Genomic DNA, 15135 nt, shown 5'->3' with positions numbered 1-15135 from the left:
GCACGATGAACCGACGTGATTTTCTGACGCTGACGGGCGCGGCGGCCGCGGCTGGCGTGTCGCCGTGGCAGGCGCCTGCGATGGCCGCGGCCGCGACCGGACGGCAGCCGGCGGCCGGATATGCGAACGTGCTGATCCTCGTCGAACTGAAGGGCGGCAACGACGGCCTCAACACGGTGGTGCCGTATGCGGACCCGCTGTACTACCAGTTCCGGCGCAGCATCGGCATCAAACGCGAACAGGTGCTGCAGCTCGACGCACACACGGGGCTGCATCCGTCGCTCGCGCCGCTGATGCCGCTGTGGCGCGACGGGCAGGTTGCGGTCGTGCAGGGCGTCGGCTATCCGCAGCCGAACCTGTCGCATTTCCGCTCGATCGAGATCTGGGATACCGCGTCGCGCTCGGACCAGTACCTGCACGAAGGCTGGCTCACGCGCACGTTCGCGCAGGCGCCGGTGCCGCCTGGTTTCGCGGCGGACGGCGTCGTGCTCGGCAGTGCCGAGATGGGGCCGCTCGGGAACGGTGCGCGCGCGATCGCGCTCGTCAATCCCGCACAGTTTATCCGTGCGGCCCGGCTCGCCGAGCCGTCGTCGCTGCGCGAAGAGAACCCCGCGCTCGCGCACATCATCGACGTCGAGAACGACATCGTGAAGGCGGCCGACCGGCTGCGCCCGCGCGGCGGGATGCGTGAATTCCGGACGGCCTTTCCGGCTGGCGCGTTCGGCACGTCGGTCAAGACCGCGATGCAGGTGCTGGCCGCTTGCGAGGCGTCCGGGCCTGGCGCGCAGGACGGTGTCGCGGTGCTGCGCCTGACGCTCAACGGCTTCGACACGCACCAGAACCAGCCGGGGCAGCAGGCCGCGTTGCTCAAGCAGTTCGCGGAAGGGATGAGCGCGATGCGCGGCGCGTTGATCGAACTCGGGCGCTGGAACCAGACGCTCGTGATGACGTATGCGGAATTCGGGCGGCGCGTGCGCGAGAACCAGAGCAACGGCACCGATCACGGCACGGCCGCGCCGCATTTCGTGATGGGCGGCCGCGTGGCCGGCGGGCTGTACGGTGCGCCGCCGGCGCTCGGGCGGCTCGACGGCAACGGCAACCTGCCGGTCGCGGTCGATTTCCGCCAGCTCTACGCGACCGTGCTCGGGCCGTGGTGGGGGCTCGACGCGACACGCGTGCTGCAGCAGCGCTTCGACACGCTGCCGTTGCTGAAGGCGTGAGGAGCCCGGGTCAGCGCCGGCGCGATGCGCGCCACGCGATCCACAGCTTGCGGATCGGCGTCAGCGCGATGCGCTGGTGCAGCACCTGGAAGCCGTCGCGCTCGATTTCGTCGAGCAGCGCGCCGGCAAGGGCGATCTGCGCACGCAGCGTGCGCTGGGCGCGGCGTTCGGATGCGGGGATCGCCGCTTCGGCGGCCGCGAGCGCTTCTCGTGCGCGGGCCGTCTGGAATTGCAGCAATTCGGTGAAGGCCGGGCTGTAGCGGCGGTTCAGCAGATCGGCCGCGGTCACGTTGTAGCGCTGCAGTTCGTCGATCGGCAGGTAGATGCGGCCGTGGCGCGCGTCGTTGCCAAGTTCCTGCACGAATTGCGCGAGCATCAGCGCGCGGCCGGTGTCCGCGGCCCACGGTTGCGGGTCGGCCGGGTTCGCGGCGCTGGCGCGCGCGACCAGCGACGCAAAGGTGCCGCCGACCTGCGCGATATAGCGCTGCAGGTTCGCGAAATCGAGGTAGCGCGCCTGTTCGAGATCCATCCCGTAACCGTTGACGAGCGTGCGCAATGCATCGGCCTCGGCGGCAATCGCCGGATGATGCTGCGCGAGCGCCTTCGTGACCGGGTGCGACGGCTGGCCGTCGGCCAGCGCCGCGAGTTCCTTGTGCCACCACGCGAGCTTCGTGTGTCCGACGGTCGGGTCGCTGGTTTCCTTGACGGTTTCCTCGAGTTCGCGGCGCAGCGCGAACAGGGCGGTCAGGCGCGGCTGCGTGGCGAGCGGCGCCTGACGCAGCGCGTAGTAGACGCTGGAGCCCGCAGGGGCGGCCTTTTGCTGACAGTAGTCGTCGAAGTTCACGGGCGGAATCGTGTGGGGGCGGGTTCGGGGGACGCGTGGCGGCGCGGTGCCGAAACGTCGAGCGCGGCATTCTAGCACCGCAGCACGACGGGTGCCGGCAGGGGCGAGACAAGCCCGCACGGATCGGGTAGAATCGCGGGCTCGCCTGATCGGGCATGCCGGTTTTCGGGCCGGCGAGATGTCCCGGGCGCGTGGGGCACGCATCTTGCGTCCCGCGCGGTCAGGTGACGGAAAAGGCGCGTGAGTGGCGAAATTGGTAGACGCACCAGGTTTAGGTCCTGACGCCCGCAAGGGTGTGCCGGTTCGAGTCCGGCCTCACGCACCAACTCCCGTTCCGGTTTGTTCCGGAGAGTTTATGAAACCCGCGATAGCGTAAGGCTTCGCGGGTTTTTTATGCTGCGATGGTCCGAACGTTGCAGGGTGAAGTTGATTGGAGTACCGCTTCAAGATCGCTGCCTGACCCGTCGGCCGCCATGAATGCCGTCTGACCTCGGACTATCGTCGGATCAATTCAGCAGGCACCAGATCGCAAGAAACGGCGCGTTGCCGGAGCGCATCGCATGCAGCGCGCCCGGCGCGTTGTGGATGCCGCCGCCGATCCCGGGATCGAACCACGCGCCGTTTTGCTGCCGGAATTCACCGGCGGTCATGAGCACGTACGCTTCCTCCGGCGCGTGACCATGGTCCGGATATCGGACGCCGGGCATCATCAACGAGAAGCCGAGCTGGATGTCGTCGCGGCTTTCCGCGCCGCCGGGCCCGCAGATCATCCCGTTCACGTGCCCTTCGATGTAGTTCGGACTGCCGTCCTTTCCGGACGTGCGACGCGACCATCCGACCGCCGGCTCGAGCGACTTGATCAATTGCGTGACGGTGGCGAACGTCGGGTTGACGCGCGCGACTGACTCGAGCGCGCGGTCGAGCCATGCGCATGCGGGATATCGCACTGCGAGCCGTGCCCCGTTATCCGACGGGTTCTGCAGCCGTGCGAATACCCGCGGCGCGAACGTGCGCGCCGCAGGGGGAAGCTTGTCCGACTGAAACAGATCGCCGGCTATCCGGACGAAATCCGCAATGTCCTTCGGGCGTTCTCTCATCCTGGTCTCTGCTCCCGTGGTCACCTGGCTTGATGAGTCTATGCGGAAACGCGCAGGTCGGGACGGTGAAACGGGGCGGCCGATTTGTCCGCAGCCGCCATGCATACGCCGGAAAGCGGCGCTTTCCGTGAAGCGTTACAGCCAGTCGGTTTCGAATGCACAATCGGTGAGCGACACGCAGCCGCGCTCGGTCAGTACGACCTGCTGTTCGAGCTTGACGCCCTCGCGGCCGCCTTCCTCACCGATGTAGCTTTCGACGCAGACCGTCATGCCGACTTCGAACCGGCCGTCGTAACCCGAACTGTCCCAGTCGACCTGGTGCGCGACCGACGGATACTCATCGACCATCCCGATGCCGTGAGCGAGGCAGCAATAGCGGTTCTTCACGAACGGGCCGGGGATCTTCCACGCCTGTTCCGAGAACTCGCGGAACGTCATGCCGGGCCGCAGCAGATCCATGTTGAAATGAACCTGCGCGTACGCATGCGCGTAGAGCCTGCGCTGCTCGTCCGACGGGCGGCCGTCGCCGACGAGCCAGGTGCGGGAGATGTCCGAGCAGTAACCGTGCGGCCCGACCATGTCGGTATCGAACGCAAGCAGGTCACCTGCTTTCAGCACTTGCGACGAGCACTCGTGCATCCACGGGTTGGTCCGGTCGCCAGACGCCAGCAGACGCGTTTCGATCCATTCTCCGCCATTGCGGATGTTCTCGTCATGCAGGTTCGCCCAGATGTCGTTCTCGGTCAGGCCCGGGCGCAGTTCGCGCCGCATCCGCTCGATCCCTTTCTCGGCGGTGCGCAGCGATTCGCCGATCAGCGCGAGTTCGCCCGGCGACTTGATGAGCCGGGCGGTTTCCATCAGTGCCTGGCCGTCCGTCAGCGCGAGTCCGTGCTTCTCCAGATACGCGGTGCCGAACGGGTCGAGGCGATCGACGGCCAGGAAGCGCTCGCCCGGCGCATGGCTGCGGAACACGTCGACGATCTCGGCGCCCCACGTCGCGGCGCGCTGCTCCGCATCGGGACCCGCATTGAAGTAGGTCCAGCTGACCGCACTGCGCAATTCCACATCGAGATCCAGGCCGTCCCACACGTGCGCGCTGCTGTGGAATTCCCACGCGACGATGCGTCCGTTGGCGAACACCATCACGTAGCGCGCGGGATTGCGCCCGGCCCACACCTGCATGTTCGATGTATCGGTTGCGTAGCGAATGTCGACCGGGTCGTACAGCAGGATCGCCGGAGCGTTGCGCGCGAGCAGCTGTTCCTGAACCCGCGCCAGTCGGTATGCCCGTACGCCGCGCAGCACGGCATCCTTTCCATTATTATCGTTAGCATCGCTTAAATATTTGAGCCGATCCATCGCCTTTCCTGCCTCCTTAAGCCGTTCTCATCGTGTGTTTCGGGGAAATGCGATGGTCGCGCGCGCGTGGCACTCCCGTGACCGTATGGCGCGCGGTGTGCCGACGGACTAGCACTCCAGCACGAGGTCCGACGTCGGGCGGCTGCAGCACAGCAGCCGGAAACCCTTCTGGACCTCCCGGTCGCGAATCCCGCCGTTGTGCTGCATGTCCACCGTGCCTTCGAGTACCTTCGTCTTGCAGGTGCCGCAGATGCCCTGGCTGCAGGACGACGGAATCGCGACGCCGGCCTTTCTCGCCGCCGACAGCACGGTGTCGGTGGCGTGCATCGTGAACGTTTTCGACGAGCGCGACAGTTTGATCGTGAATGTCTCCGACAATGCATCGGTGGCGGGCGCCGGCGCGACGCCGGCATTGATGTCGAAGCTTTCCTGGTGATAGCGCGCGGGATCGTGTCCGCCGCTGCGCAGCACGTCGCGTACCGCAGTCATGTAGCCGGCCGGGCAGCAGGTGAACGCTTCGCGGTCGGCGTAGTCGGGCACATGTTCGGCAAGCAGCTGCAGGCTGAGCCGGCCGATCGATCCCGACCACTGTGCGTCGTCGCCGGCGCCTTCACAGACGAAGAACGTGCGAAGGCGCGGCGACAGCGCCTCGAGCCGCTGCAGCTCGTCACGGAACACGATGTCGGCGGGCGTTCTTGCGCTGTGGACGAATACGATGTCCAGGTCCAGCCCGAGGTCGATGCTCGCGCGCGTCATCGACATCAGCGGTGTCACGCCCGAGCCGGCGGAAAGGTACAGCAGTTTGGCGGCGGGCGCGGCGGTCGGCGTGAAGCTGCCCGACGGGCCGTATGCCGGCAACTTGCCGCCTGGTCTCATGTTGTCGTGCAGCCAGTTCGACATGACGCCGCCGGGGACCCGCTTGACCGTGATCGAGAGTAGATGGGGGCGTGTCGGCGGCGACGAGATCGTATAGCAGCGCTCGACCGTCTGGCCGTGGGCGTTCGCCGACACCGTCATGAACTGCCCAGGTTCGAAGCGAACGGGCGAGCCGTCGCCCACGCGGAACTCGAAGCTCCTGACGTCGTGTGTTTCGTCGACGACACGGCAACACGTCAGTACCTGCCGTTCGCCGCTCGCCCAGGTTCTTCCGGTGCTGTCCCACGTGCCGGAACTGGAGAATCGGTCGTGTGCTTCGGGTACGGGATCGAACATGCTGTCTACGGAGTTCATGGCGTCGCTTCCTTGGGGCGCGTTGCACGTTCTACGTGCACGCTGTCATTCGCGAAAGCCGGGTGTCGATCACCGACCAGGAGTGTGCTCCGTTTGGATTTCTCGCTCCGTGTCCGGATGGCCTTCGCTGTGTGCCGAGTATTGGCATGCACTGGAACAGCGTCAACGCGCTATATTTTCCGCGCGCCATTACATCAGGTTATGCGTGACGCGCGTCCCCGCCGGGAAAGGCTCAGCCTGACGATCAGGACGTCGTCGCGGTGCATATAGCCTTCTTCCCTATCCTCAGTACTGTCGGATGCCGGATTTCTCCGCTGCGTCTCGGTACTTTCCCTTAAATCGACGCGTCGGGATTTTCCCTTAGCAGGCCATTGCGTCGATCGCGCGCGCCACATTGTCGAAATCCCGTCAAACGTCCGCTCAGCCGCGCCGTTACAGGCTCGGACGTTTTTCGTACATTTCAGTGCGCGTCACGCGTTAATGCACGTATTCGATGCATTACCAAAGGTATGGAAAAGCGCACAGAAAATGTATCTGGAACGACGAAATTGGATTGATACGCTGCAATCAATGAATCAGCGCCGTCAACCACGCGAGCGCGGCATCGAGCCTCGGCAGCAAGCGGGCAATGGATGCCGTCGCATGTGAAGTTCTCGGTTTCCGTTACCAGTTAGTCGGGATGGCAGAATGGCCCCAAATCTGACGTTTGCACCGGGCGACGTACTTCCCCCCGGAGCGATCCACGCCGACGGTGCGCCGTCGATTGCCCGGTCGAGTATCGCGACCGGAACCGACATCCTGACCGTCAAGCACCTGTCGAAGATCTTCGGTCCGAAACCCGAGCGGGCGATCGAGCTGATGAAGCGCGGCGTCGGGCGCAACGAGATCTTCGCCGAAACCGGCAACATGGTGGCGGTTGACGACGTGAGCCTGAGCGTCCGGGCGGGCGAGATCTTCGTGATCATGGGGCTGTCGGGTTCCGGGAAATCGACGCTGGTGCGCCTGCTCAACCGGCTGATCGAGCCGACGTCCGGGCAGGTCGTACTCGAAGGCCGCGACATCGCCCCGATGTCGACGCCGGAACTGCGCGCCGTTCGGCGTCAGAAGATGGCGATGGTGTTCCAGTCTTTCGCATTGCTGCCCAACCGGACCGTGCTCGACAACATCGCCTACGGGCTGGAGGTCGCGGGGATCAAGAAGGCGCAGCGCTACGAGGTCGCGCGTGCCGCGCTGGAGCGCGTCGGCCTCGGGTCGTATGAGAAGCTGCTGCCGAGCGAGCTGTCCGGCGGCATGCAGCAGCGCGTGGGTCTCGCCCGGGCGCTGGCGGTGAATCCGTCGGTCCTGCTGATGGACGAAGCCTTCTCCGCGCTCGATCCGCTGATTCGGTTCGAAATGCAGAACGAGTTGTTGCGCCTGCAGAAGGAAGAGCAGCGGACGATCGTGTTCATTTCGCACGATATCGAGGAAGCGGTGAAGATCGGCGGCCGCATCGGCATCATGAAGGACGGTTGCCTGATCCAGGTCGGCACGCCGGCCGAATTGATCCAGACACCGGCGGATGCCTACGTGCAGGACTTCTTCCGCAACGTCGACGTGTCGCGCTTCCTGAAGGCATCCAGCCTGATGACGAAGATCGAGCGCGGGCTGCTGCGATGCGATGCGGGGGCGCCGTCCAGCCGCTACCTGAACCAGCTGATCGACAGCGGAGCGGAATGCGGTTACGTGTGCGACGACGCTGGCCATTACCTGGGCTGCGTCACGGCCGCCACGCTTCATCGGTCCGGCGCGCGGCCGATTCGCGAGGCATTCCTGCCCGACTTCGACGCTGTTTCGATCGATACGGATCTGCATCGGCTTGCGTCGATCGCGCTGACGCAGCAGCACGACGTTCCGGTGACGGATGCAGCGGGACAACTGGCCGGTGTCGTGTCCTGCCGGACGATACTCAAGCAGATGATGCAACGGAGGGCAGCATGAATTCGTCGGTGATCGGGAAGTTCGCGGAAGATTTCGTCAACTTTCTGTTTCTGCATTTCCGCGGTGGCTTCGACACCTTCTCGGCGGGGCTCGGCACGGTCGTGAAGCTGCTCGAGGACGGCCTGGCCGCCGTGCCGTTCATCGCGATGGTCGTGATCATGGTGGGGCTGGCGTTGTGGCGGCGCGGCATCGTGTTCTCGATCTTCGTTGGCTTCGCGCTGCTCGTCATCCATTACATGGGCTTGTGGGCACAGACGGTATCGACCCTCGCGCTCGTCACCGCGGCGACTTTCTTCAGCCTGGTGATCGGGGTCCCGCTGGGTATCTGGGGGGCTCGCAACAACCGGATCGGCATGATCCTGCGCTCGCTGCTCGATTTCATGCAGACGATGCCTGCGTTCGTGTACCTGATCCCGGCCGTGATCCTGTTCGGGCTTGGACGCGTGCCGGCGGTGATCGCGACGATCGTGTTCGCGATGCCGCCCGTGGTCCGGCTGACGACGCTCGGCATCCGGCAGGTTCGCGAGGAACTGATCGAAGCTGGCCGCTCGTTCGGCAGTACCGACTGGCAACTCCTGTGGAAGATCCAGTTGCCGAATGCGCTGCCGTCGATCATGGCCGGCGTGAACCAGACCATCATGATGGCGCTGTCGATGGTGGTGGTCGCATCGATGATCGGCGCGGGCGGCCTCGGCGAATACGTGCTGAGCGGCATCCAGCGTCTCGACATCGGGATCGGCTTCGAAGGCGGGCTAGGCGTCGTGCTGCTCGCGATCGTGCTGGATCGCCTGACGGAAAGTTTCGGCGTAAAGGCGAAGAAGAAGGCAAGGCCGGCGGCGCGTGCAGGCAAGGCCGGCCCGCGCGGTGCGGCACGCACCTGACGGATACGGCAATTCGACGCAGTCGACGAACGATGCAGGGCCGCGGCAGCGGTGCCGCGGCTGAACCGGTGTGGCAGTGCATGGAGACCAGAAACGTCGGCTGAAGGCGTTCCTCATCCTTGAAAGAATCGCGTGATTAAAAAGGAGTACTAGATGAATACCCATACGTTCAAATCACTTCTGGCGAAACTTGCGGTGTCGACGGTGGTTGCCTGCAGCGCAGGTGCGGGAGTGGCGGCGGAGCCGGTCAAGATCGCGGTGACCAACTGGGCGGACGTGCTGGCGGTGGCCAACGTCGCGAAGTACGTGCTGGAGACGCAACTCAAGCAACCGGTTCAGTTCGTCCAGGCCGACATCGGCATCCAGTACCAGGGCGTCGCGCGCGGGGATCTGGACATCATGGTCGGTGGCTGGCTGCCGATCACGCACGGGGCGTACTACGCGAAGTACAGGAACGACCTGGACGACGTCGGCATCATCTATACCGGCGGCAAGAACGGCTGGGCGGTACCGGCCTACATTCCGGAAGCGGAACTGTCGTCGATCGCCGACCTGAACAAGCCGGAAGTCAAGAGCAAGCTGAACGGCACGATCCAGGGCATCGAGCCGGGCGGCGGCCTGATGCAGGCCTCCGAGAAGACCATCAAGGCGTACAGCCTGGACGGCTACAACCTCCAGGCGTCGAGCGAGGCCGGCATGCTGGCGAGCGTGTCGCGCGCGTACCAGTCGAAGCAGTGGATCGTCGCGACGGTCTGGAGCCCGCACTGGCTTTTCCAGAAGTGGCAGATGCGCTACCTGAAGGATCCGAAGGGCACGCTGGGTGGCGAGGAGCAGATTCACGCGTTCGCATCGAAGAAGTTCGCGGGCAAGTTCCCGCGCGCCGACGTGTTCTTCAAGCACCTGAAGCTGACGTTGGCCGACGTCGAGGCAATCGAGTTCGAGGGCAACAGCACGAACGACTACGCGACGGCCGCGAAGAAGTTCGTCGATGCCCATCCCGAGAAGCTGAAGGCCTGGTTGCAGCAGTAAAGCCGCGCCCCGGTAGCGAGGACGGCGCGATCGGCGTCTTCGCGATCCGGCCGGCGTATCGCCGGATGACGATGGGGCCGGGGCCGCAACGTCGGCGCCGGCTCGACAGGGTGCGGTACATGCAGTCCACGCAGTACGTCACGAATCGCGTCGCGGAGTCAACAAGTGAACGAGAACGCCCGCTTTTTTTCCGAAACGCTCCAGAGCCGGGATCCGGTGATCGCATCGGAGATTGCGCTGGAGCTGCGCCGCCAGCAGAGCCAGATCGAACTGATCGCGTCCGAGAACATCGCGTCGGCGGCGGTGCTGGAAGCACAGGGCACCGTGCTGACGAACAAGTACGCGGAAGGCTATCCGTCCCGGCGGTACTACGGCGGATGCGACCATGTCGACCGGATCGAGGCGCTCGCGATCGACCGCGCGTGCGCATTGTTCGACGCGGCCCATGCGAACGTCCAGCCGCACTCGGGCGCACAGGCCAACGGCGCGGTGATGCTCGCGCTCGTCAAGCCCGGCGATACGGTGATGGGCATGTCCCTCGATGCGGGCGGCCACCTCACGCATGGCGCGCGGCCCGCGCTGTCGGGGAAGTGGTTCAACGCGGTGCAGTACGGCGTGAGTCCGGACACGCTACGCATCGATTACGACGACGTGCGCCGGCTCGCCGAGCGGCATCGTCCGAAGCTGATCATCGCCGGGTACTCCGCGTATCCGCGCACGCTCGATTTCGCCGCGTTCCGCGAGATCGCGGACAGCGTCGATGCGAAGCTGATGGTCGACATGGCGCACATCGCCGGCATCGTCGCGGCCGGCCGGCATCAGAACCCGGTGCCGTTCGCCGACGTGGTGACGTCCACCACGCACAAGACGCTGCGCGGCCCGCGCGGCGGCTTCATCCTGACGAACCGCGCCGAGGTCGCGAAGCAGATCGATTCGGCGGTATTTCCGGGGCTGCAGGGCGGCCCGCTGATGCATGTCGTCGCGGGCAAGGCGGTGGCGTTCGCGGAAGCGCTTCGTCCCGAGTTCACCCGCTATATCGACCAGATGTTGCGCAACGCGCAGACACTCGCCGGCGTCCTGACGGCCGGCGGCCTCTCGCTCGTTACGGGCGGCACGGACAACCACCTGCTGCTGGTCGACCTGCGTTCGCGACGTATTACCGGCACGCAGGCCGAGAAGGCGCTGGAGCGCGCCGGCATCACCTGCAACAAGAACGGGATCCCGTTCGATACGGAAAACCCGACCGTCACGTCCGGCATCCGGCTCGGTACGCCGGCCGGCACCACGCGGGGCTTCGGAACGGCGCAGTTCGAGCAGATCGGCGAAATGATCGTCGACGTGTTGGCCGCACTCGAGCGCGATCCGAACGGTGACGAAGCGGTCGAGCGGTCGGTACGGACCCGCGTGCGCGACCTGTGCAGCCAGTTCCCCATCTACGCGCATGCGGAGGCGTTCGCCTGATTCCTGAATCGGGCCGGGACCGGAACATTGTCCGGATAACGTAGTGAATCGATCGGCGTGGCTGCACACCTGCAGCGACGTACCGGCGACGTTTTGTCGAATGGCCGGTTTCCCGCGTGACGGCAGGAACTCGGCACAACCACTTGATTGAGGAATCGAAAATGAGCTTCGAGGGCGTACACACACCACTGGTCACCCCGTTCGACGCGGACGGCGAAATCAACCATGACCTGCTGGGCCGGCATGCGGCCGATCTCGCCGGCCGCGTGTCGGGGCTGGGCATCGGCGGGACGACGGGCGAATACTACGCATTGAGCTTCGACGAGCGCGTGCGCACGTTCGACACGGTTGCCGCCGCGGCCGGCGGCAAGACGTTCCTGACCGCGGGCATCAACGCGACGACGACGAACGAGGTGCTGCGCCTCGGCCGCGAAGCGAAACGCGCGGGGCTGAACGCGCTGCTGGTTGCCGCGCCGTACTATGCGCAGCCGACCCAGCAGGAACTGCTCGCCCATCTGCTCGCGGTCGACGATGCGCTCGACATGCCGATCATGCTGTACAACTTCCCGGCCCGCACGGGCACGGAAATCGGCGACGACATTCTCGAGACGCTGCTCGAGCGCAAGAACTTCGTCGCAATGAAGGAAAGCACCGGCGACATTGCGCATCTGCATCATCTGTCGACGCATTTCAGCGGCCGGCTCGTGCTCAGCTGCGGGATGGACGACCAGGCGCTCGAATTCTTCGCCTGGGGCGCACGCAGCTGGGTCGGCGGCGCGTCGAACTTCCTGCCGGAAGCGCACACCGACCTGTTCGACGCATGCGTGAAGCGCGGCGATTTCGCGACCGGCCGCAAGCTGATGGCCCAACTGCTGCCGGTGCTCGAACTGCTCGAGCGCAGCGGCAAGTTCATTCAGTACGTGCGTTACGGCTGCGAACTGGCGGGCCTGCCGGTCGGCATCGCCCGCGCACCGCTCGGCGCGCTGTCGGCCAACGAGCGCGACGCGTTTGCAAAGCTCGTGAAGCCGCTGCTGCGCGACGCCCGGTAATCCATCATGCGTTCGAATCTGGAATTCGCGCGGTTTCCGGCGCCGGACGGGATGAACGGGTGGTGGGAGAGCCTGCCGCCGGCGCAGGAAGCGAAGACCGTCGTGTCCGACAGTCGGTTCGACTGGGTGGTCGTGGGCGGCGGCATCACCGGCCTTTGCGCGGCGCGCCGGCTCGCGGAGCTGGCGCCCGACGCGTCGATCGCGCTCGTGGAGGCCGACCGGATCGGCCGCACGACGGCTGGGCGCAATTCCGGATTCTTCGTCGACCTGCCGCACGACATCAGCAGCGAAAGCTACTCGCGCAGCATCGAGGAGGATCGCGCCGACGTGCGATTTCAGCGCCACGGCATCGACTACGTGCGCGAAATCGTGCGGCGCTTCGGCATCGATTGCGACTGGCGCGACGACGGCAAATTCCACGCGTCGGTCAACACGAAGGGCGCAGCCGCGCTCGCGCATTTTGCCGACGGTCTGACCCGCATCGGCGAAGCGTTCGAATGGCTCGACTACGCTGGGATCAAGGCCGTGACCGGCACGGACTTCTACACGGGCGCACTGTTCACGCCGGGCTGCAGCACGGTGCAGCCGGCCGCGCTGATGCGCGGCCTGGCCGCGACGCAGCCGGACAACGTGACGGTGTTCGAGCTCAGTCCGGTGACGCAGATCGAACATCGCGGCGACTCGCGAGTCCTGCATTTCGCCGGTGGCACGATCGTCGCGAAGCAGGTGATCCTGTGCACGAACGCGTACGCGGCGACCTTCGGCATGCATTCGAACGGTTTGCTGCCGGTCTACACGTTCGCGTCGCTCACGCGTCCGATGAGCGCCGACGAAGTGGCGAAACTCGGCGGCACGCGTTCGTGGTCGCTGATTCCGGCCGACCCGATGGGCACGACGGTGCGGCGCCTTGTCACCGATCGCATTTGCGTGCGTAACCATTTCGCGTTCAGGCCGGACGTGAAGGTGTCGCAGGTCGATCTCGCGAAGTCGCGGCAGCTGCATCAGCGCTCGTTCGAGCGCCGCTTCCCGATGCTCGGCGGCGTCGAGCTGGAATATACGTGGGGCGGGCCGCTGTGCCTGTCCGCCAACAACGGTGCGCTGTTCGGCAGGCGCGACGACGGCCTCTACGAGGCGATCGGCTGCAACGGCCTCGGCCTGAGCCGCGGGTCGGCCTCCGGCAAGCTGATCGCCGAGTACGCGCTCGGCAAATCGAGCAGCCTCGTGCAGCAGTTGCTGAAGCAGCCGCATCCGCGCCCGCTGCCGGTTCGGCCGATCGTCGACCTGGCCGTGTCGGCGACGATCTGGGCCAAGGAATTCTCGGCCGGTGCCGAGCTTTGATGATTGAGGAAAAAGACATGACGACCCATCAGGATTGGAAACAGAAGGCGAGTGCGTTGTCGCTCGACGGCCGCGCGTTCATCGCGGGGCAACGCAGCGCGGCGGCGTCGGGCGAGACGTTCGCCACGCTCAACCCCGCGTCCGGCCAGGTGCTCGCCGAGGTGGCGCGATGCAACGGGCAGGACGTCGACCGGGCGGTTGCGGCTGCGCGTGACGCGTTCGAATCGGGCGTCTGGTCGAAGGCCGCGCCCGCGCACCGCAAGGCGGTCCTGCTGCGCGTTGCGCAACTGATCGACGAGCATGCGGAGGAACTCGCGCTGCTCGAGGCACTGGAAGCCGGCAAGCCGATCGGCGAATGCCTGGGGCTCGATATTCCCGAGTCGGCCGCGTGCATTCGCTGGCACGCCGAGGTGACCGACAAGCGCTACGACGCGTTGTCGCCGTCGGGTGCAGGCGTCGTGAGCATGATCACGCGCGAGCCGATCGGCGTGGTCGGTGTCGTGCTGCCGTGGAACTTCCCGGCGCTGATGCTCGCATGGAAAATCGGCCCTGCGCTGTCGGTCGGCAACAGCGTGGTCGTGAAGCCGGCCGAGCAAACATCGCTGTCGACGCTGCGGATCGCCGATCTCGCGCTCGAGGCCGGCGTGCCGCCGGGCGTGTTCAGCGTGGTCACCGGGTTCGGGGGCGAGGCCGGCGAGGCGATCGGCCGCCATCCGGACGTCGATCTCGTCGCGTTTACCGGCTCGACCGCGACCGGCAAGCGGTTCCTGCATTACTCGGCCGATACCAACCTGAAGCGCGTCGTGCTCGAGTGTGGCGGCAAGAATCCGCAGGTCATCCTGCCGGACGTCGCGAACCTCGTTGCGGTGGCCGAACAGGCGGTGGCGGCCGCGTTCTGGAACATGGGCGAGAACTGCAGCGCCGGCTCGCGGATCCTCGTTCCGTCGAGCCGCAAGGCGGAGCTGCTGGAGAAGGTCCAGGCCGTGCTCGCCGGCTGGAAGACCGGCGATCCGCTCGACCCGGACGTGAAGCTCGGTGCGCTGATCGAGCGGAAGCACTACGAGAAGGTGCTCGACCATATCGAGAAGGCGAAGGCGGAGGGCGCGCGCGTGGTATGCGGCGGGCACGCGATCCTCGCGGAGACGGGCGGCTGGTTCGTCGAGCCGACGATCTTCGATCATGTGACGCCGGAGATGGGCATCGCCCGCGACGAGGTGTTCGGGCCGGTCGTGTGCTTCATCGAATACGACGACGTCGACGACGCGGTGCGGATTGCGAACGACACGTGCTACGGGCTGGCCGCGTCGCTGTGGACCGACAACGTGAACAGCGCCCACAAGGTTGCCGCGCGGATTCGCGCGGGGACGGTCACGGTGAACTGTTTCGGCGAAGGCGACCTGTCGACGCCGTTCGGCGGCTTCAAGCAATCGGGCTTCGGCGGGCGCGACAAGTCCGTCTACGCGCACGATCAGTATTGCGAGCTGAAGACCACCTGGCTGAAGCTCGACTGAGTGCGCGCGCAAGAGCGACGCGCTTGCGCGGAACGGCTTCGGCCGCCCGCGCAAGCTGCGGGACACACGACGAGACGCATCACGTGTGGTGCGCTGCGCCAATGCGCGATCCGGCGGGCTGGCGCGGCAGGCGGCATGC

12 protein-coding genes and 1 tRNA gene are annotated in these 15135 nt (G+C 65.8%); 9 read left to right on the top strand and 4 right to left on the bottom strand.

Annotation, left to right across the window (positions count from 1 at the left end):
- The first annotated feature begins 5 nt into the window (after positions 1-5).
- A complete protein-coding gene (locus tag G3N64_RS03010; protein ID WP_205782276.1) occupies positions 6-1220 on the top strand; it encodes a DUF1501 domain-containing protein in 1215 nt (404 codons plus the stop codon).
- A 10-nt stretch (positions 1221-1230) separates the two neighbouring features.
- On the opposite strand, the gene hpnD is transcribed toward G3N64_RS03010, so the two are convergent.
- A complete protein-coding gene (hpnD, locus tag G3N64_RS03005; protein WP_205782275.1) occupies positions 1231-2064 on the bottom strand; it encodes a presqualene diphosphate synthase HpnD in 834 nt (277 codons plus the stop codon).
- 238 nt (positions 2065-2302) lie between these two features.
- Between hpnD and G3N64_RS03000 the strand changes: the two genes are divergently transcribed.
- Positions 2303-2389: transfer RNA gene (locus G3N64_RS03000), tRNA-Leu, on the top strand.
- A 181-nt stretch (positions 2390-2570) separates the two neighbouring features.
- Here the strand turns inward: G3N64_RS03000 and G3N64_RS02995 are convergent.
- The 3 genes from G3N64_RS02995 to G3N64_RS02985 all read right to left on the bottom strand — a co-directional run bounded on the left by G3N64_RS02995 (position 2571) and on the right by G3N64_RS02985 (position 5750).
- Positions 2571-3161: a dimethylsulfonioproprionate lyase family protein gene (locus G3N64_RS02995; RefSeq protein WP_205782274.1), complete on the bottom strand. Its 591-nt coding sequence runs from the start codon at positions 3159-3161 to the stop codon at positions 2571-2573.
- Positions 3162-3296: 135 nt separating this feature from the next.
- Positions 3297-4520, bottom strand: a complete 1224-nt coding sequence (locus G3N64_RS02990; protein WP_205782273.1) for a Xaa-Pro peptidase family protein — start codon at positions 4518-4520, stop codon at positions 3297-3299.
- A gap of 108 nt (positions 4521-4628) precedes the next feature.
- The gene (locus G3N64_RS02985; protein ID WP_205782272.1) at positions 4629-5750 is read right to left on the bottom strand and encodes a hybrid-cluster NAD(P)-dependent oxidoreductase; all 1122 of its coding nucleotides are present in this window, start codon (positions 5748-5750) and stop codon (positions 4629-4631) included.
- 687 nt (positions 5751-6437) lie between these two features.
- On the opposite strand from G3N64_RS02985, the gene G3N64_RS02980 reads away from it, so the two are divergent.
- The 7 genes from G3N64_RS02980 to G3N64_RS02950 all read left to right on the top strand — a co-directional run bounded on the left by G3N64_RS02980 (position 6438) and on the right by G3N64_RS02950 (position 14996).
- On the top strand, positions 6438-7727 hold the full coding sequence (locus G3N64_RS02980; protein ID WP_205782271.1) for a glycine betaine/L-proline ABC transporter ATP-binding protein: 1290 nt from the start codon (positions 6438-6440) through the stop codon (positions 7725-7727).
- Positions 7724-8608 carry a proline/glycine betaine ABC transporter permease gene (locus G3N64_RS02975; RefSeq protein WP_174979728.1) on the top strand — a complete coding sequence of 295 codons (885 nt, stop codon included), beginning with the start codon at positions 7724-7726 and terminating at the stop codon, positions 8606-8608. The genes G3N64_RS02980 and G3N64_RS02975 overlap by 4 nt, the downstream gene beginning before the upstream one ends.
- 153 nt (positions 8609-8761) lie before the next feature.
- A complete protein-coding gene (locus tag G3N64_RS02970; protein ID WP_205782270.1) occupies positions 8762-9637 on the top strand; it encodes a glycine betaine ABC transporter substrate-binding protein in 876 nt (291 codons plus the stop codon).
- A gap of 165 nt (positions 9638-9802) precedes the next feature.
- Entirely contained in the window at positions 9803-11098 is a 1296-nt protein-coding gene (gene glyA / locus G3N64_RS02965; protein ID WP_205782269.1) for a serine hydroxymethyltransferase, read from the top strand.
- A gap of 161 nt (positions 11099-11259) precedes the next feature.
- The gene (locus G3N64_RS02960) at positions 11260-12147 is read left to right on the top strand and encodes a dihydrodipicolinate synthase family protein (RefSeq protein ID WP_205782268.1); all 888 of its coding nucleotides are present in this window, start codon (positions 11260-11262) and stop codon (positions 12145-12147) included.
- A gap of 6 nt (positions 12148-12153) precedes the next feature.
- Positions 12154-13485, top strand: coding sequence for an FAD-binding oxidoreductase (locus tag G3N64_RS02955; protein WP_205782267.1), 1332 nt, complete (start codon positions 12154-12156; stop codon positions 13483-13485).
- Positions 13486-13502: 17 nt separating this feature from the next.
- Positions 13503-14996, top strand: a complete 1494-nt coding sequence (locus tag G3N64_RS02950; protein WP_205782266.1) for an aldehyde dehydrogenase — start codon at positions 13503-13505, stop codon at positions 14994-14996.
- Positions 14997-15135 lie beyond the last annotated feature (139 nt).

The organism is Burkholderia sp. Ac-20344 (genome assembly GCF_017104975.1).
Classification (GTDB): Bacteria; Pseudomonadota; Gammaproteobacteria; order Burkholderiales; family Burkholderiaceae; genus Burkholderia.
Note: the sequence above shows the minus strand (reverse complement) of the source record. Positions and strands in the feature narration are given on the sequence as shown.